This window comes from Janthinobacterium sp. UMAB-60 (genome assembly GCF_900095235.1).
Lineage (GTDB): Bacteria > Pseudomonadota > Gammaproteobacteria > Burkholderiales > Burkholderiaceae_D > Janthinobacterium.
Map to the genome: position 1 here is coordinate 1 of NZ_LT607488.1, position 17,501 is coordinate 17,501.

Annotated in this window: 13 protein-coding genes; 11 read left to right on the plus strand and 2 right to left on the minus strand. The window is 63.1% G+C overall.

Translation table 11 applies throughout. From position 1 onward, the window contains the following. Positions 1 to 474 precede the first annotated feature (474 nt). From K0F86_RS12700 to K0F86_RS12735, 8 genes are all read left to right on the plus strand, one after another. Complete coding sequence (locus K0F86_RS12700) at positions 475 to 1,785, plus strand: sugar ABC transporter substrate-binding protein (RefSeq protein WP_219134729.1); 1,311 nt, start codon at positions 475 to 477, stop codon at positions 1,783 to 1,785. A 116-nt stretch (positions 1,786 to 1,901) separates the two neighbouring features. After that, positions 1,902 to 2,762: a carbohydrate ABC transporter permease gene (locus tag K0F86_RS12705; protein ID WP_219134730.1), complete on the plus strand. Its 861-nt coding sequence runs from the start codon at positions 1,902 to 1,904 to the stop codon at positions 2,760 to 2,762. Between the two features lie 10 nt (positions 2,763 to 2,772). Further along, positions 2,773 to 3,591: a carbohydrate ABC transporter permease gene (locus K0F86_RS12710; RefSeq protein WP_071078291.1), complete on the plus strand. Its 819-nt coding sequence runs from the start codon at positions 2,773 to 2,775 to the stop codon at positions 3,589 to 3,591. A gap of 18 nt (positions 3,592 to 3,609) precedes the next feature. Further along, positions 3,610 to 4,659, plus strand: coding sequence for an ABC transporter ATP-binding protein (locus K0F86_RS12715; RefSeq protein WP_219134731.1), 1,050 nt, complete (start codon positions 3,610 to 3,612; stop codon positions 4,657 to 4,659). Then, the gene (locus K0F86_RS12720; protein ID WP_219134732.1) at positions 4,659 to 6,140 is read left to right on the plus strand and encodes a mannitol dehydrogenase family protein; all 1,482 of its coding nucleotides are present in this window, start codon (positions 4,659 to 4,661) and stop codon (positions 6,138 to 6,140) included. The genes K0F86_RS12715 and K0F86_RS12720 overlap by 1 nt, the downstream gene beginning before the upstream one ends. A 15-nt stretch (positions 6,141 to 6,155) precedes the next feature. Beyond that, the gene (locus K0F86_RS12725; RefSeq protein WP_219134733.1) at positions 6,156 to 7,073 is read left to right on the plus strand and encodes an AraC family transcriptional regulator; all 918 of its coding nucleotides are present in this window, start codon (positions 6,156 to 6,158) and stop codon (positions 7,071 to 7,073) included. Positions 7,074 to 7,129: 56 nt separating this feature from the next. Continuing rightward, a complete protein-coding gene (locus tag K0F86_RS12730) occupies positions 7,130 to 8,056 on the plus strand; it encodes an AraC family transcriptional regulator (RefSeq protein ID WP_219134734.1) in 927 nt (308 codons plus the stop codon). Between the two features lie 71 nt (positions 8,057 to 8,127). Next, positions 8,128 to 10,182, plus strand: coding sequence for an esterase-like activity of phytase family protein (locus tag K0F86_RS12735; RefSeq protein ID WP_219134735.1), 2,055 nt, complete (start codon positions 8,128 to 8,130; stop codon positions 10,180 to 10,182). Positions 10,183 to 10,331: 149 nt separating this feature from the next. Here K0F86_RS12735 and K0F86_RS12740 read toward each other — a convergent pair whose 3' ends face one another. Next, on the minus strand, positions 10,332 to 12,422 hold the full coding sequence (locus K0F86_RS12740) for a S9 family peptidase (protein WP_257572140.1): 2,091 nt from the start codon (positions 12,420 to 12,422) through the stop codon (positions 10,332 to 10,334). A 238-nt stretch (positions 12,423 to 12,660) separates the two neighbouring features. Between K0F86_RS12740 and K0F86_RS12745 the strand changes: the two genes are divergently transcribed. The 3 genes from K0F86_RS12745 (at position 12,661) to K0F86_RS12755 (ending at position 16,657) form a co-directional block, all read left to right on the plus strand. Next, positions 12,661 to 13,251, plus strand: a complete 591-nt coding sequence (locus K0F86_RS12745) for a hypothetical protein (protein WP_219134736.1) — start codon at positions 12,661 to 12,663, stop codon at positions 13,249 to 13,251. A gap of 369 nt (positions 13,252 to 13,620) precedes the next feature. Further along, positions 13,621 to 14,871, plus strand: a complete 1,251-nt coding sequence (locus tag K0F86_RS12750; RefSeq protein WP_219134737.1) for an HD-GYP domain-containing protein — start codon at positions 13,621 to 13,623, stop codon at positions 14,869 to 14,871. Positions 14,872 to 15,016: 145 nt separating this feature from the next. Beyond that, positions 15,017 to 16,657 (plus strand): PAS domain-containing methyl-accepting chemotaxis protein, encoded by a 1,641-nt coding sequence (locus K0F86_RS12755; RefSeq protein ID WP_219134738.1) that lies wholly within the window; start codon positions 15,017 to 15,019, stop codon positions 16,655 to 16,657. Here K0F86_RS12755 and K0F86_RS12760 read toward each other — a convergent pair. Continuing rightward, a complete protein-coding gene (locus K0F86_RS12760) occupies positions 16,629 to 17,477 on the minus strand; it encodes a DUF2071 domain-containing protein (RefSeq protein WP_219134739.1) in 849 nt (282 codons plus the stop codon). The two genes, K0F86_RS12755 and K0F86_RS12760, sit on opposite strands and share 29 nt — an antisense overlap. Positions 17,478 to 17,501 lie beyond the last annotated feature (24 nt).

Here is a 17,501-nt window from a genome sequence, read left to right on the forward strand (position 1 = left end):
ACAGCCTTGCGAACCGCCGTCGCCGGAGGTATTGCTGCCGGCGCCGGCGCGCAGGTAGCCGTGGAAGCCTTCGGCATCGCTTGGATACATGGGATCGGCCATGGCGGAAGCGCTGGCGATGGCCAGCAGCAGGGCAGGTAAGGTTTTCAATGCAGTGCGATTCATGCGGTCTCCAGAAGAATGTAGGTGGTAGCGCTGGCGCCCGGAGGACGGCCAGCGCACACGGTCTAATGCCGAAAACCAAGTCTAGCAGCGCTTTTTTAACCAGGCCGATACAAAACGTACAAGTGACGATACTTTCTTTCAAAGTGTTGTTTTTACTTAATATCGATACTCTGGTGCATAGCGGTGCTGCAAAAGAGTATCGAATTGCGGTTTTGGAGTATCAGAAAGTATCAAAGTCCGGTGCTACATTGTGGTCGTGGTGCCAAGTACCTGGGCATTGCCAACGACAAAAAACACTGGAGACACACAATGAAACGTTCCGCCATTGCCGCGCTGTGCGCCGGCGCCTTCTGCTTCGCCTCGTCCGCGATTGCCGCCACCGACCTGGTCATCGCCACCGTCAACAACGGCCACATGATCGAAATGCAAAAGCTCAGCAAGTTCTTCGAGCAAGCCAATCCCGATATCAAGCTCAAATGGGTGACCCTGGAAGAGGGCGTCTTGCGCCAGCGCATGACCACCGATATCGCCACCAAGGGCGGCCAGTTCGACGTGATGACCATCGGCCTGTATGAAACGCCCATCTGGGGCAAGAAAAACTGGCTGATCCCCATCAAGCCGGACGCCAGATACGATATCGACGACCTGCTGCCCGCTATCCGCGAAGGCCTGTCCGGCGATGGCAAGCTGTACGCGTCGCCGTTCTATGGCGAAAGCTCGATGATCATGTACCGCAGCGACCTGGTCAAAAAAGCGGGCGTGACGATCGAGGACCGTCCCACCTGGAACCAGTTGCGCGACGTGGCGGCCAAGCTGCACGATCCGGCCAACGGCGTGTACGGCATCTGCCTGCGCGGCAAGCCGGGCTGGGGCGACAACATGGCCCTGATCACCACCATGGCCAATTCCTACGGCGGCCAGCTGTTCGACATGCAGTGGAAGCCGCAATTTACCAGCAAGCCGTGGAAGGACGCGGTCACCATGTACGTCGATCTGATGAAGAAATACGGCCCGCCGGGCGCGGCCGCCAACAGCTTCAATGAAAACCTGGCGCTGTTCAACCAGGGCAAGTGTGGCATCTGGATCGACGCGACGATCGCCGCCTCCTTCATCACGGACCCCAAGCAAAGCAAGGTGGCCGACAAGGTGGCGTTTGCCCAGTCGCCCATCGGCGTGACGGAGCGGGGCGCCAACTGGTTGTGGATCTGGTCGCTGGCCATCCCGTCGAGCTCGAAGCACCCGAACGAGGCGCAGCGCTTCATCAACTGGGCCACCTCGCCCGACTACGTGAAACTGGTGGCCAAGGAAACCAGCTGGGCCAACGTGCCGACGGGTACGCGCAAGTCGACGTATGCGAGCCCCGAGTTCCAGAAAGTGGCGAAATTTGCCGCCGCCGAAGGCAAGGCCCTGGCCACCACGCGCGCCGTGCAAAGCACCATGCTGCCGTCGCCGTACGTGGGCGTGCAATTCGCCTCGATCCCGGAATTCCAGGTGATCGGCGTGGCGGCCGGCCAGCAAATGGCGGCGGCGCTGCTGGGCAAGGTGACGGTGGACCAGGCGCTGGAATTGTCGCAGCAGACGGCGGAGAGGGAAATGCGTAAGGGTGGCTACTACAAATAAGGCAGTGTCTTTGTCGAGTAGTTTGCTTACCCCAATAGCGTAAAGCAGGGGGCAGACGGGGACGCCGAGTCCCGCCGGATCTGCCCCCAGATTTCCCCTTGCCCCAAGAGAACATTATGAAACGCATTATCCCCCGGACTTTGCTGACGCCGGCCGTGGTCGCCGTCTCCGTCATTTCCGTCGTTCCGCTGCTGATTACCCTGTTTTACGCGTTCGTGCGCTATTCCATGCTCGATCCGAGCGGCCATCCTTTCCATGGCCTGGCCAATTTCCACTTTTTCTTTACCGATGCCTCGTTCCTGCCGGCCTTGCAGAACACGTTTACGTTGCTGTTTTCCGTGATGCTGATCACGGTGGTGCTGGGCACGGCGCTGGGCTTGCTGATCAATGAAGCGTTCCCCGGGCGTGCCATCGTGCGCGTGCTGCTGATTTCGCCGTTTCTCGTCATGCCGGCCGTGAATGCCCTGATGTGGAAAAACATGCTGCTCAATCCGATCTACGGCCTGTTCGCGCAGATCAGTCTGTTTTTTGGCGCCACGCCCGTCGACTGGCTGTCGGCCCATCCGCTGTTTTCCATCATCATGATGGTCGCGTGGCAATGGCTGCCGTTTGCTTGCCTGATCTTCATGACGGCCCTGCAGTCGATGGACCGGGAACAGCTGGAAGCGGCGCGCATGGATGGCGCCACCTATCTGCAGCAGTTGCGTTACCTCTACATCCCCCACCTGGGCCGCGCCGTCTCGGTGGTACTGATGATCGAGATGATCTTTTTGCTGTCGATCTTTGCGGAAATCTTCACCACCACGGGCGGCGGTCCCGGTTTCGACACGACCACCATCACCTTCATGATTTATCAGCAGGCACTGCTGTCGTATGACGTGGGAGCGGCCTCGGCCGGCGCCCTGTTCGCCGTGCTCATTGCCAACATCGCCGCCTTCTTCCTGATGCGCGTCATCGGCAAGAATTTGTCGAAATAAGGAGACCTTGATGCATAGCAAATTCAATCTGTATGGCCGCACGGCCGCCGCCTGGCTGTGCGCGCTGCTGCTGTTCTTTCCCATCTTCTGGCTGGGCCTGATGGCCTTCAAGACGGAAGGGCAAGCCATTTCCACGCCGCCGCTGCTGTTCTTCACGCCGACCCTGGACAGCTTCCGCGAAGTGCTGGCGCGCGACAATTACTTCGGCTACGCGTGGAACTCGCTGTTTACCAGCGTGGTCTCCACCGCCATTGGCCTGTTGATCGCCATCCCGGCCGCGTATTCGATGGCCTTCTTTCCCACGGGCGGCACCATCGGTTTGCTGAAATTCATGCTCAGCTCGCGCTACATGCCCGGCGTGGGCGCGCTGATGCCGATCTATATCTGCTACCAGTACTTCGGCCTGCTCGATACGCGCATCGGCCTGACCATCATGTTCATGCTGATGAATTTGCCCATCATGATCTGGCTGCTGTACACGAGCATGAAGGAGCTGCCGCGCGAAATCCTGGAAGCGTCGCGCATGGATGGCGCCACCGTGTGGGATGAATTTCGCCACGTCGTGCTGCCCCTGTCCGTGGGCGGCATCGCTTCCACGGCCTTGGTTTGCATGGTGTGGTCGTGGAATGAATCGTTCTGGTCGCTGAACCTGGGCGCCTCCAACGCGGGCACGCTGGCCTGGCTCATCGCCTCGTATTCCAGCCCGGAAGGCCTGTTCTGGGCCAAATTGTCGGCCGCTTCGCTGATGGCGATCGCGCCCATCATGGCGCTGGGCTGGTTCTGCCAAAAACAACTCGTGCAAGGCATGACCTTTGGCGCTGTTAAGTAAACACTATTGGATGACATCATGGCTTACCTTCAACTGAGCAATATCGAAAAATTCTTTGGCGAGCACCGCGCCATCAAGGGCATCGACCTGGACATCCAACAGGGCGAGTTCGTCGTCTTCGTGGGACCGTCCGGTTGCGGGAAATCCACCCTGCTGCGCCTGATCGCGGGCCTGGAACCGATCGACGGCGGCAAGCTGTCGCTCGACGGGCGCGATATCACCAACGTGCCGTCGTCCAAGCGCGACCTGGCGATGGTGTTCCAGTCGTATGCGCTGTATCCGCACATGACGGTGTTCCAGAACATGTCGTTCGCCTTGAAACTGGCCGGCGTCGATCCGGCCATCATCCGCGAAAAAGTCGACAAGGCGGCCGCCATCCTCGACCTGGGAAAATACCTGGAGCGCACGCCGAAGGAATTGTCGGGCGGCCAGCGCCAGAGGGTGGCCATCGGCCGCGCCATCGTGCGCGACCCGAAAGTGTTCTTGTTCGACGAGCCGCTGTCGAACCTGGACGCGGCCCTGCGCGTGCAGACGCGCATCGAGATCGCCAAGCTGCACCGCGAGCTGGGCGCCACCACCATCTATGTCACGCACGACCAGGTCGAAGCGATGACCCTGGCCGACCGCGTGGTGGTGCTGCGCGACGGCCAGATCGAACAGCATGGCTCGCCATTGGAACTGTATGACCGTCCCGCCAACCGTTTTGTGGCGCAATTCATCGGCACGCCCAGCATGAACGTGGTGCCCGCCGACGCGGCGCCGCAGTTGCTGGCGCAGGCGGGCAGCGCGGCGCAGGCCGACGGCTTTGTCGGCATCCGCCCCGAACACGTGCACCTGGGCGCGGCGCAGCCGGGCAGCGTGCCCGTCACCGTCGACCTGGTCGAATCCTTGGGCGTGGAAACCCTGACCTATGTGCGCTTGCCGAACAATGTGCAGGTGGTCTCGCGCGGCGCGGAACGCAGCAGCCTGCAGCCGGGCCAGCAGACGCATTTGATGTTCGAGCCGGGTTTCGTCCACTATTTTGACCGCGCCGGCAAGACTTACGCGGCGGCGAAAGGAGCGCTGTAATGGAAGCCATCGCATTGAACCAGGCGAACCTGGCGCAGTTGCCCGCCAACGTAGCGGTGCCCGCGTATGCGCGCGAGGCGCTCATGGCCAGCATCGTGCATATCGGCGTGGGCGGCTTCTTCCGCGCCCACCAGGCCGTGTACCTCGACGACTTGCTGGCCTTGCCGGGCCAGCAACACGCGCAATGGGGCTATTGCGGCGTGGGCTTGCTGGCGCATGACGCGGCCATGCGCGACGCCATGCGGGCGCAGGACGGGCTGTACACGGTGGTCGAACGCAGCGCGGCCGGCGATACGGCGCGCATCATCGGCAGCGTCGGCGAGTATCTGTATGCGCCCGACGAGCCGCAAGCCGTGCTGGATAAGCTGGCCGACCCCGGCACGCGCATCGTCGCGCTGACCATCACCGAGGGCGGCTACTATGTGAATCAGGGCACGGGCGAATTTGACGCGGATCATGCCGATATCGTGCATGAACTGGCGCATCCCGATGCGCCGCGCTGCTCGTTCGGCTACCTGGCCGCCGCCCTGGCCCTGCGCCACCAGCGGGGACTGGCGCCGTTTACCATCATGTCCTGCGATAACCTGCAAAACAATGGCGATGTGACGCGCAAGATGCTGCTGGCCTTTGTCGCCTTGCGCGACGCAGCACTGGCGCGCTGGCTGGCCACGCATGGCAGCTTCCCCAACAGCATGGTCGACCGCATCACGCCGGCCACCACCGATGAACACCGGGCGCTGCTGCGTGACAGCTTCTGCATCGTCGACGCCTGGCCCGTCGTATGCGAGCCATTCCGCCAGTGGGTCATCGAAGACGAGTTCCCGCACGGCCGCCCGGCCTGGGAGCTCGTGGGCGCGCAGATGACGCACGACGTGCTGCCGTATGAAAAGATGAAGCTGCGTCTCTTGAATGCCAGCCACCAGGCCCTGTGCTACATCGGCATGCAGCTCGGCTACACGTTTGCGCATGAAGCGATGGATGATCCTGGCATCCGCCTGCTGGTGCGGCGCATGATGGATGACGAGGTCACGCCTTTGCTCGATAGCGTGGAAGGAATCGATCTGGAACGGTACAAGGCCACCCTGATCGAGCGCTTTTCGAATCCGGCCGTGCGCGACCAACTGGCGCGCATCGGCACGGAAGGCTCGGCGCGTATTCCGAAATTCGTGCTGCCATCCGTGCGCGAAGCGCTGGCGCAAGGCGGTGCCATCAAGCTGCTGGCGTTTACCGTGGCGTGCTGGTTCCGCTACCTGGAAGGCCACGACGAAGCGGGGCGCGAGATGCCTTTGAGCGACCCGTACGCGGCGCGCCTGCGCGCTCTGGCGCTGCAGGGCGGGGCGGACGCCGCGCCGTTGCTGTCCCTGCGCGAGCTGTTTGGCGACCTGTCCGACACACCCGCGTTCACGCAGGCGGTGGGCGAAGCGCTGGCCAGCCTGTATGGGCTGGGCGCGCGCGCGGCGCTGGAACAGATCGTCGCCTGACGGGGAGGGCGCGCCATGCCACGCAAAGCCGATGCCGGATTGCCGCAGATGGAGCTGGAACAGCAGCGCGACGCCACGCCCGGCTTCGAGCCGAAAGGCAGTTTCGGTTTCATCCGCTACCTGGAGCACGGCTTTCCGAATGCGCTGGTGCGCTGGCATTACCACGACGAGTACGAGCTGCACCTGATCGTCGCGACGAGCGGCAAGGTCTTTGTCGGCGACTACATCGGCCAGTTTGCGCCCGGCCACCTGGTGCTGACGGGGCCGCGCGTGCCGCACAACTGGGTCTCGCTCGACATGCCGCCGGAAGGCGTGGCCCTGCGCGACATGGTGATCCAGTTCGGCCATGCGCCGCTGGCGTCGATGGCGGCCGCCATTCCCGAATTGAAGGGAATCTTTCCGCTGCTACAGCGCGCCCTGCATGGCGTGGAATTTTTCGGCGTCAGCGAACAGTCGCTGCGGCGCTTCCGGCGCATCCGCGACAGCAGCGGCCTGCCGCGCTTCATCGAGTTTCTGACCCTGCTGGGCGAGCTGGCGCAGACCAGCGACTACCAGCTGCTGTCGACGGTGCCGATGCAGTCGAGCGACGACGACGTGGCCCTGGCGCGCATCAGTTCCGCCATCAACTTCATCGTGCACAATTACAGCAGCCAGTTCTCGCTGAAACAGCTGGCCGAGCAGGTGGACATGCCCGAGCGGACGTTTTCGCGCTTCTTTCGCAGCGCCACGGGCAACAGCTTCACGGACTTCGTCAACCGCCTGCGCATCAACAAGGCGTGCCAGCTGCTGATGGAGACGGAGCGCTATGTCAGCAACATCTGCTACGAGGCGGGTTTTAATAACGTGGCCAATTTCAACCGGCGCTTCCTGGAATTGAAGGGCATGACGCCGAAGGAGTTTCGCCAGCAGGCGCTGGGCCGTTTTGGCGCCTGAGGTTTTTTTGAGGTACATTCGATGGCACGGGCGGGGACCGCCTGGGAGAGACGAGCATGGAACATGTATGGCACAAGGACGGCGAGCGCAAGGCGCCCGAACTGGAGCGCGAAAGCTACGATGGCATCATCAATTACCTGGAACATGGCTATCCCAGCTCGCGCGTGCGCTGGCACTGCCATGAAGAATATGAGCTGCACCTGATCGTCGCCACCAGCGGGCGCTTGTTCGTGGGCGACTATATCGGCGAATTCTCGCCCGGCCACCTGGTGCTGACGGGGCCGCGCCTGCCGCACAACTGGATTTCCAACGTGATGCCGGAAGGGGGCGTGGCCCTGCGCGACATGATCGTGCAGTTCGCCCACGCGCCGCTGGCCGGCGCCGCGCGCGTCATCCCCGAACTGCGCGAGCTGCTGCCGCTGCTGGAGCGCTCCAGCTATGGCGTGGAGTTTTTCGACATGGGCCACGAGGCCGAGCAGCACCTGGCGCGCATCCGCGCCACGCATGGCGCCGAGCGCTTCGCCGCATTCGTGCAACTGATGAGCAAGCTGGCGCGCACGGCCAACTACCGTTTGCTGTCGAGCGCCTCGCTGCGCTCCTACGATGATGACGCCACCCTGGCCAAGGTGAATTCCGTCCTCAACTACATCACCGATAATTACCGCGAGCCGATTTCGGCGGAAATGCTGGCCGAGCAGGTGGGCATGTCGCTGAGTAAATTCTCGCGCTTCTTCCGCAAGGCGACGGGCAACAGTTTTACCGATTTCATCAGCCGTTTGCGCATCAACAAGGCGTGCCAGCTGCTGATGGACACCGACCAATACGTGTCGAACGTCTGCTACGACGTGGGTTTCCAGAACGTGGCCAACTTCAACCGCCGCTTCCTGCAGGTGAAGGGCGTCACGCCCAAGGAATTCCGGCGTCAGGCCGATGGCCGCTTTGGCGGCATCGGCGGGCCTGTTGCGGATACGCCACTGGCGTGACGGCTGTCACGGGCTTGTCACTTTGAACAGTTACTCTCCTCGGCTTCAATCCCACTTTAGCCGAGGAATGCATGAACGCTGCTGTAACGTCGACCCCGAAACTGACCCTGCTGGCCATCGCCGCCAGTCTGTGCCTGTCCGCCTGCGGCGGCAGCGATAGTACGCCGGCGGAACCTTCCAAGCCCGTGGCGCAGACGGGCGTGTTCCTCGACGGCGCGGTGGAAGGACTCGATTACGTGGCCGGCAGCGCGGCCAAGGCCAGCACCAATGCCAAGGGCGAATTTACTTGCAACCCGGGCGACACGGTGGCCTTCAGCGTGGGCGGCCTGGCCCTCGGTTCGGCGCCATGCGGCGCCGTCGTCACGCCGCTGGCGCTGGCCGCCAGCACGAATGTGGCGGACGACAAGGTCGTCAACCGCCTGCTGGCGCTGCAACTGCTCGATGACGACAGCGATCCCTCGAACGGCATCAAGCTGACGGCCGAAGTGAAAGCTGCGCTGGCCGGCAAGACGCTGGACTTTGCGGGTGCTCCGGCCGTCTTCAACACGGCGCTGGCCGCGCACCTGGCGGCGGTAGGCGGGAAATTCGCCGGCCGCACGGTCGATGCCGAGCGCCGCGCGCTCGTGCGCGAGCATTTCGAAGACACCCTGGCCTCGAAAGCGGGCGCGCCCGTCAATGAAGCGCTGACGCAGGCCAATCCGGTCGGCGAAGTGAAAGTCACCGTGACGCGCTACCAGATCCAGGCGGCCGGCAAATACTATGTGCCGTACGAAGGCGCGAATGCCAGGATCAAGGGCGAATTCCCGAACGGCTTTTTGCCGTCGTACGGTTCGGGCCTGGCCTACAAGGGCAAGAATGCGGCCGGCGACCTGGAATTCTATGGCTTGACAGACCGTGGCCCGAACGGCGACGGCCCGCTGCTGCCCGATCCTTCGGGCAAGGGCACGATCGGCAGCAAGATCTTCCCGTCACCGAGCTTTACCCCTTCGTTCGGCGTCATCACGGTGGGCAAGAACGGCGCCGTGCTGACATCGAGCACGCCGATCAAGGTATCGGCGACCGTCAACAGCTCGGGCTTGCCCGTGCCTGTGGGCGCGGTCGGCAATTCGGCCGAGATTCCCGTCATGGATGCGATGAAGTTCGATGCCGCCGGCAAGGCCGTCTTCAATGCGGGCGGCCTCGATTCGGAAGCCATCGTCGTCGATGCGAAGCGCAACGCGCTGTGGGTCTCGGACGAATACGGTCCCTTCATCGTCAAGATCGATGCCGCCACCGGCATCATCCAGGCCAAGTACGAGCCGGGCAAGGGCTTGCCGGCGCTGTTCGCCAAGCGCCGCGCGAACCGCGGCATGGAAGGCATGACGCTCGACACGAGCAACGACAAGCTGTACGCCTTCCTGCAAAGCCCCTTGTCCGACGGCAGCGCGCCGTACACGGTGACGAAGAAGAATGAACAGGTCGAGCGCTTCGCCCGCTTCACGCGCTGGATCGAATTCGACCCGACGACGGGCACGAGCGGCAAGATGTTCGCCTACCCCTTGAATGCGGCCGACTACCAGGATGGCCGCACGGGCAACGCCAAGCTGGGCGACATGGTGGCGCTGGGCGGCGGCAAGTTCCTCGTCATCGAGCAGGGCGCCGCGCCGTCGGGCAAGGTCTTCAATAAACTGATGCTGGTCGAACTGAAGGGCGCCACGGACATTGCGGCCGCCGCCTTCAACGCGACGACCTCCGACCTGGAAAAGAGCAGCATGGGCGGCGTGGCCGTCAATGGCGCCGACTGGACGGCCGTCACGCCGCTGAAGAAAACTGTGCTGCTGGACTTGAACGCCATCGGCTGGGCGGCGGAAAAGGCCGAAGGCCTGACCCTGATCGACGACTCCACCATCGCGCTCGCCAACGACAATGACTTCGGCCTGAAAACCAAGGTATTCGACGCGAATGGCGTGGAAGTCGATGGCGCCGACGTGACCAAGTGCACGGTCGATGCCAATGGCACCATCGTCACGAGCAGCGCGGCCGGCTGCAACGCCGCCAACACCATCCGCGTGGCGCGCGGCGACGACCGCGAGCGTCCAAGCCGCTTGTGGATCGTGAAGTTTGCCAAGGCGCTTAATAGCTATTGAACGAGCGCGGTGGTGATGTCGGATTACGCGGCGCTGCGCGCCGCTAATCCGACCTACATGACAAAAAGCCGCGCGGTGCAGAGATGCATCGCGCGGCTTTTTCGCGTAGGTCGGATTAAGCCGAAGGCTGTAATCCGACATGTATCCGCTTATTTTTTCGTGTAGGTATTCAACCAATCCAAAACGGTGTGATGCCACAGCAGCGAATTGGCCGGCTTCAGCACCCAGTGGTTCTCGTCCGGGAAGACCAGCAGCTTGCTCGGGATGCCACGACGCTGCAGCGCCGTGAAGGTGCCCAGGCCTTGCGCGGTGGGGATGCGGAAATCGAGGTCGCCCTGCACCACCAGCATCGGCGTCTTCCAGTTCTTCACGAAATTGACGGGGTTGAACTGTTCGTGCCTGGCCGGTGCGTCGTAATAGGTGCCGCCGTTTTCCCATTCCGTGAACCACAGTTCTTCCGTTGCATAGGCCATGCCGCGGTTGTCGAACACGCCGTCGTGGTTGACCAGGCATTTGAAGCCGTCCGGCCAGTTACCGGCGATCCAGTTCATCATGTAGCCGCCGTATGACGCGCCCAGCGCGCAGCTGCGCTCGCGGTCCAGCCACGGGAATTTTTTGGTGGCCGCTTCCAGGCCCTTTTGCAAGTCGAGCAGCGGCTTGCCGCCCCAGTCGCCGCTGATGGAGTCCGTGAACTTCTGGCCATAGCCGGTGGAGCCGTGGAAGTCGATGAAGACGGTGGCGTAGCCGGCGCCCGCATACACTTGCGGATTCCAGCGGTAGCTCCAGCTGTTGCCGAAGCTGCCTTGCGGGCCGCCGTGCACCAAAAAGGCGATCGGGTACTTTTCGCCCGCCTTGGCGTTCCATGGCTTCATGACGTGGCCGTAGACGGTTTCGCCATTCGCGCCGGCGAACGAGAACTGTTCATATTCGCCGAAACGCACGTCGGCCAGCGCTGCCGCATTCTGCTTGGTCAGCTGCACCATCGGTGCGTTTTCCGACCTGGCGTCGAGCTTGCGCGTGTACAGCTGCGCGCCCGAGGCCAGGTTCGCTTGCGCCAGCACGATGGTATTGCCGCGCACGTCGAAGTCGCCCACGGCGCCCTTGCCCGTCAGCGCGTTGACCTTGCCGCTGGCCGCGTCGACGTGGAACAGACGGTGCTGGCCCACGTCATCGGCGGCGACGAGAAAAGCCTTGCCGTCCGGCGTCCAGCGGAAGTCGGCCACGGAACGGTCCCAGTCGTCGGCCAGGGTGCGCTTCTTGCCCGTGGCGACATCCATCAGCACCAAATGAAAACGGTCCGCCTCGAAGCCCGGCTTGGTCATGGCGACATACGCCAGGGTGCGGCCATCGGGCGACCAGGTGGCTTTCGCATCCCAGGCCGGATTGTCGGCGGTGAGGTTGCGCGGCGCCTGGCCGCCTGCGGCGGGGATCGTGTAGACGTCGAAGTTGGTCGACCACGCTTCCGTGCGGCCGGCCACGCGCACGGAGAAGGCCACCGTCTTGCCGTCCGGGCTGAAGTGGTATTCGCTGTTGTCGCCGAATGGCTTCGATGGCGCGTCGCCATCGAGGGTGCCGCTCAGGCTGACGGGCGCGGCGCTGACCTTGCCGGTCGCGTCGATCGGTGCCGAGTACAGCGCATTGCGGCGGCCATCGGCCCAGGTATCCCAGTGACGCACGAACATCTGGTCGTAGACCATGCCGCTCGCCTTGTTCTTGGTTTTTTCATCCAAGCGCTTCTTGGTGCAGGCGATATCGGCGCAATCGAGGAAGACGCCCATGCTGAAGGCCAGGCGGTCGCCCTGCGGCGACAGGCGATAAGTATCCACGTCCAGCGCCAGGTCGGTGACCTTGGCCGCTTCGCCGCCGTTCAGGGGCAGCTGCCACACTTGCGAGGAGCCGGAGCGGCCCGAGAGGAAGTAGATGGCGTCGCCGTTCGGCGACCATTGCGGGTCGCTGGCGCTGGCATCGCCACGCGTGAGCTGGCGCGGTGCCGTGTTCGGCGCGCGCAGGTCGATCAGCCACAGCTGCGTGTTGCCGCGGTTTTTGTCCAGGTTGGTCGTGCGCACCGTGTAGACGACGCGGGTGGCGTCCGGCGACAGCACGGGGCTGCCCACTCTTTCCATGGCGACCATGTCTTCCACGGTGAAACCGCGCGGCGCGGCCAGCGCCGGTTCCGCAGCAACGGCAGTGGTGGCCATGGCGGCACTGAATGCTCCCAAGAGCAGCAGACGTAAACTCATTCAAACTCCCGATTCTGATGACGACGTTATCGATATGGTATTGACGTGGCCGGCTGTACCGCCGGCAGCCCGACATCATAGCAATAAAGACGTGCTCGCTGCGGGAGTTGACCGCCGGTTAGCCGGCGGGAAGTGCCAGTTGGTCGAGTGGGCGGACGCGCAGCTGTTTTCTTACAGAAACAGCTGTTTTTATGCAAAGTGCTAGACTGCCGGCCTTAGCTCACTACTTTTGACACCCATGCGCCTGACTTTCCTTGCCCTGACCGCCGCCGCCCTGTTCGCCGCCTTGCCGGCCCATGCGGACACCATGCCGACACTCGAACAAATCGACGCCGCCGTGCAGGCGGGCGTGGCCAGGACCCAAGCGAAGACGCAATCGAGCATGCCGTTCGCCGTCAAGGTCAAGAGCCTGCAGGGTTGCCAGGATTCGCTGGAAGTGCCAGGCGAAGTGGTGTGCCTGGTGGCCATGAGCGCCGGCATGCGCGACGGGTTTAATGTGTTGCCTCTGCGTAAAGAGGGCGATATCTGGGTCGGCGTCGAGCGCAAGCATGCCAAGTTCGCGGGACCGTCGCCGGCCGAGGCGCAAGCCATGGCACGCGCCTGGGTCAAGGAAGAAGCGGCGGGCAATCCGCAACTTGCCAAGGATTTGCAGATGGTGGAAGCGGAGGCCTCCCTGCAGGTCAAGGCCATCAACGAATGCGAAGTCAGGCGCTCGACGGGCTACCTCGTGTGCGACACGGAAGTGAGCCTGCCGAGCCGTCCGCAAGGCTTCAAGACGGATCTGACCTTCATGCTGGACAGCGGCAACTGGCGTTACGTGCCGCGCTAGGCCGCCGCTCGCGCATCATCTGATACTTCTCCCCGCATAGCGCCAGCGTCTTTTCGCGACGTCTGGCGCTGGCGCTCGTCTTTCCTTTCCTGCACATCATGCCCGTGTGGTGGCCCATGAGGCCGCCGGCAGGCATGCGCCTCCATCATCGGCAGGATGCATACAATTCCACGAAATCAATATGGATTAATTGATATATTTATTGATTAATTATTATTTTCCAATGAAAATGATAGAATTGGTGATTGTTGCTGTATTTGTTGTGATTTCGCTATATAAATCAATTTATTTGGTTTAATCATTATTTTTGGCGTATGATATTGATAATGCGCAAGTAAATGTCGCGATCTGAATGTGTGGAGAACCGCCGTGCTGAAAAAAATAAGGAGTAGCGAACTCATGCTGGGAATGTATGTCGAGCGCCTCGGCCGCTCCTGGCTTGAGAACCCGTTCTGGAAGCGTTCCTTTTTACTCGAATCGCCGGCTGACCTGGAGCGTATCCGGGCGGCCCGCCTGAATGAAGTGTGGATCGACACGGCGCGCGGGCTGGCGCCGCCTGAACCTGTTGCCGTTGCCGCGCCGCCCGTTCCGGCAGCCGACGCAGCCGGCACGCAAGCCGAAGCGCAGGCCGTCTCCGTCCCCGTTGCGACTGTGGCGCCTGCCCTGTCGCGCGAGGCGGAAATGGCGCACGCCCGGCGCCTGCTCGAGCGCACGCGCCAGGCCGTGCAGACGATGTTTGACGAAGCGCGCATGGGCAAGGCCCTGGCCGTGGGGCAGGCCTACGAGCTGGTCGACGACATCGCCGCCTCGGTGCTGCGCGGCGGCGGCGTGCTGCTGGGCCTGGCACGCCTGAAAACCGCCGATAACTATACGTATATGCACTCGGTGGCCGTGTGTGCGCTGATGACGGCGCTGGCCAGGGAGCTGGAGCTGGCGCCGGAGCAGGTGCGCTCGGCCGGGCTGGCGGGTTTGTTGCACGATATCGGCAAGATGGCCGTGCCAGCGGCCATCCTGAACAAGCCTGGCAGCCTGAGCGACGCGGAGTTTTCTTCTGTGCGTACCCATCCGGCCGCCGGCCATCGCATGCTGCTCGAGGTGGGCGAGATCGATCCGGTGGCCCTCGACGTGTGTCTGCACCACCATGAAAAACTCGATGGCAGCGGCTATCCCAAGGGCTTGCGCGGCGAGGAAATCAGCCTGTATGCGCGCATGGGCGCCATCTGCGACGTGTACGACGCGATCACCTCGAACCGGCCGTACAAGCAGGGCTGGTGCCCGGCCGAGTCGCTGCGCCGCATGGCGGCCTGGCGCGGCGGACATCTGGACGCGACACTGTTTGCCGCCTTCGTCAAATGCCTGGGCATTTATCCACTGGGCACCCTGGTGCGGCTGCAATCGGAGCGCCTGGCCGTGGTGGTGGGGCAGGCGGCGGGCAAGACGCTGACCTCGCCCACGGTACGCGTATTTTTTTCCATCCGCGCCGGCACTTGTATCGTACCCAGCATCATCGACCTGGCGGCCCCCGGTTGCCAGGAGCGCATTGTTTCCACGGAAAGCGCTGCCCAGTGGGGCTTGCTGGACGTCGACCGTTACTGGGTCGACGAACCTGCCGTGGCATAGCGGCAGCCACGGCAGGAATAAAGTCTATTTTGTTAATAATAAAATATTAAAATAATGGTGCCAGTGCCGCGTCCGTTTTCCTGTCTGGCGACCGTTCCTTGTCCGCATACCCGTCACCGTACGGGCTACCACTGAGGATGTGACCATGCGACTCAATCTTCCCGTCAACGATACCGAGATCAATCTGAGCGATACCGAGACCATTGTCTCGACTACCGACTTGCAAGGCAATATCACGTATGCGAACCCGTATTTCATCGCCGTCAGCGGCTACAGTGCGGAAGAATTGATCGGCGCGCCGCAAAACATCCTCCGGCATCCGGACATGCCGGTCGAAGCGTTCGCCGATTTCTGGGCCACCATCCGCTCGGGACGCTCGTGGAGCGGCATGGTGAAAAACCGCTGCAAGGATGGCGATTACTACTGGGTGCTGGCAAACGTGACGCCGGTGGTGGAAGACGGCGTGGCTGTCGGCTACATGTCCGTGCGCACCAAGCCCACGCGCCAGCAGGTGGCGCAGGCCTCCGCCCTGTACGCGCGCATCAAGGCGGGGCAAGCCGACGGCATCGCCCTCAGCCAGGGCGCGGCCGTGCGCACGGGCATGCTCGCCAGGCTGGCGAGCATGCGTGACCTGCCGCTGGGCAAACGCATCGGCTGGAACCTGGGGGCGCTGGTCGTACTCTTGCTGCTGCAGCTGGCCTGGGATGCGGGCCTGTTGCCGGATGCGGCCCAACGCTGGCTGACGGGCCTGTCCGTGGCGGCTTTGTGCCTGACCCTGTATTTCTGGCATGCCCTGCACAAGGTGGTGCTGCAACCGCTGCAGCGGGCGCGCCAGGCCTGCGACGTGATGGCGGGCGGCGACCTGACGGGCGAGCTCGATACCACGCGGCGCGACGAGATGGGGCAGCTGCTGCGCTCCTTGCGCCAGCTGCGCGTGAACCTGCACTCCATCGTCGGCGACGTGCGCGGCAATTTCCTGCGCATCAGCATGGCCAGCCAGGAAATCGCCGCCGGCAATATGGACTTGTCGGGCCGCACGGAAGCGCAGGCCTCGGCCCTGGAGCAAACGGCATCGAGCATGGAGCAACTGGCGGCCACGGTGCAGCAAAACAGCGGCAACGCCGTGCAAGCGAGCGACATGGCGGGCAAGGTCCATGGCCTGGCGGGGCGCGGCGGCGAGATCGTCGGCCAGATGGTGACGATGATGGCGGACATTAACGCTTCATCGAAGAAGATCGGAGACATTACGGGCATCATCGAAGGCATTGCCTTCCAGACCAATATCCTCGCCCTGAACGCGGCCGTGGAAGCGGCGCGCGCAGGCGACCAGGGGCGTGGTTTCGCCGTGGTGGCGGGCGAGGTGCGCAGTTTGGCGCACCGCAGTGCGGCGGCGGCCACGGAAATCAAGCAATTGATCACGGCGTCTTTGGCCCAAGTGCAGGCGGGCGCGAAGCTGGCGCAGCAGGCGGGCGCCAGCAGCGCCGAGATGCTGGGCGCCGTGCAGGGCGTGCACGGTATCATGGCGGAGATCGCCTCTGCCTCGCGCGAACAGAGCCATGGCATCGGCCAGGTCAACATGGCCGTCACGCAGATGGATGAAGTGACGCAACAGAACGCGGCGCTGGTGGAGGAATCGGCGGCCGCCTCCGCGTCGCTGCAAGACCAGGCCTTGCAGCTGGAGCAAGCGATGGCCTTGTTCAAGCTGGAACGGCGGCGCGGCGGGCCGGCCACGCCCTTGCGCGCGCCCGAGCGCCGCGCTACAGCAGGCGCTCTGACAGCGCCTTGAAGTCCACTTGCGGTACGAGAAAGGCAAACGGCGCGGATACGGGCGGCAGTTGCCTCAGCATGCCGCAGTCGGCGCGCAAGGCTGTCAGTGCTTGCACTTGATCCACATCAACGGGCAAGTCGATTTCGCCGAAGACCAGCTTGCCGTTGCGCGGCACGTGCGCGATGGCCGCATCCTGGCAAGCGAGGAAGGCGACGGCAGCGTGCCAGTTGCCGAACAGCGTATGCCAGTCGGCATCCAGATCATGCTCCGCTGTGATGTCCGCCTGCACATCGAGCGGTGGCGCGCTGCCGGTGCCGGATGCAATGCTGCAGTGCGCCTGCGTGGCGCCGACTTCCAGTGTCATGCCGGCGGCCAGGTGGGTCGGCAGGATGTCGCTGAACAACCGCGTGCCCAGCGCATGGGGCAGGCTGGCCATGATGTTTTTCAGAAAATACACGCAGGGCACGGCGGGTGCGCCTGGCGGCGTGTGGTCCAGATATAAGCGCCAGTTGCTTTGCAGGGGCGAGGGCAGCAGCTTGCGTAACGGACCGAACAGGGCAGGGCCGAAATGCCCGTGACGGTAGGTCAGCACGGTAAACGGCGTCTTGCCGTCGCGCTGCCACAAGGCCACACCTGGCGGCAATAATTTCTGCGCGGCAGCGGCGTCGACCAGCCAGCTCACGTAGACGACATCGCGCACGTCGCTGTGCAGGGTCAGGAAGGGCAGGCGCGACATGACAGCCTGGCGTAGGTTGGCGAAACGCGTGCAATTGGCGAGCGCGGCAAACAGGCGCCCCGGCCAGCCCGCGCGCGGGTGGCGGTAGGTGTTGTCTTGCAAGGGGAAAACTCTCGGGTGGAATAC

Bases quoted from the DNA above. Each gene is read 5' to 3' on its own strand.
- K0F86_RS12700 (WP_219134729.1), top strand. From the start codon at position 475: ATGAAACGTTCCGCCATTGCCGCGCTGTGCGCCGGCGCCTTCTGCTTC.
- K0F86_RS12705 (WP_219134730.1), top strand. From the start codon at position 1,902: ATGAAACGCATTATCCCCCGGACTTTGCTGACGCCGGCCGTGGTCGCC.
- K0F86_RS12710 (WP_071078291.1), top strand. From the start codon at position 2,773: ATGCATAGCAAATTCAATCTGTATGGCCGCACGGCCGCCGCCTGGCTG.
- K0F86_RS12715 (WP_219134731.1), top strand. From the start codon at position 3,610: ATGGCTTACCTTCAACTGAGCAATATCGAAAAATTCTTTGGCGAGCAC.
- K0F86_RS12720 (WP_219134732.1), top strand. From the start codon at position 4,659: ATGGAAGCCATCGCATTGAACCAGGCGAACCTGGCGCAGTTGCCCGCC.
- K0F86_RS12725 (WP_219134733.1), top strand. From the start codon at position 6,156: ATGCCACGCAAAGCCGATGCCGGATTGCCGCAGATGGAGCTGGAACAG.
- K0F86_RS12730 (WP_219134734.1), top strand. From the start codon at position 7,130: ATGGAACATGTATGGCACAAGGACGGCGAGCGCAAGGCGCCCGAACTG.
- K0F86_RS12735 (WP_219134735.1), top strand. From the start codon at position 8,128: ATGAACGCTGCTGTAACGTCGACCCCGAAACTGACCCTGCTGGCCATC.
- K0F86_RS12740 (WP_257572140.1), bottom strand. From the start codon at position 12,422: ATGAGTTTACGTCTGCTGCTCTTGGGAGCATTCAGTGCCGCCATGGCC.
- K0F86_RS12745 (WP_219134736.1), top strand. From the start codon at position 12,661: ATGCGCCTGACTTTCCTTGCCCTGACCGCCGCCGCCCTGTTCGCCGCC.
- K0F86_RS12755 (WP_219134738.1), top strand. From the start codon at position 15,017: ATGCGACTCAATCTTCCCGTCAACGATACCGAGATCAATCTGAGCGAT.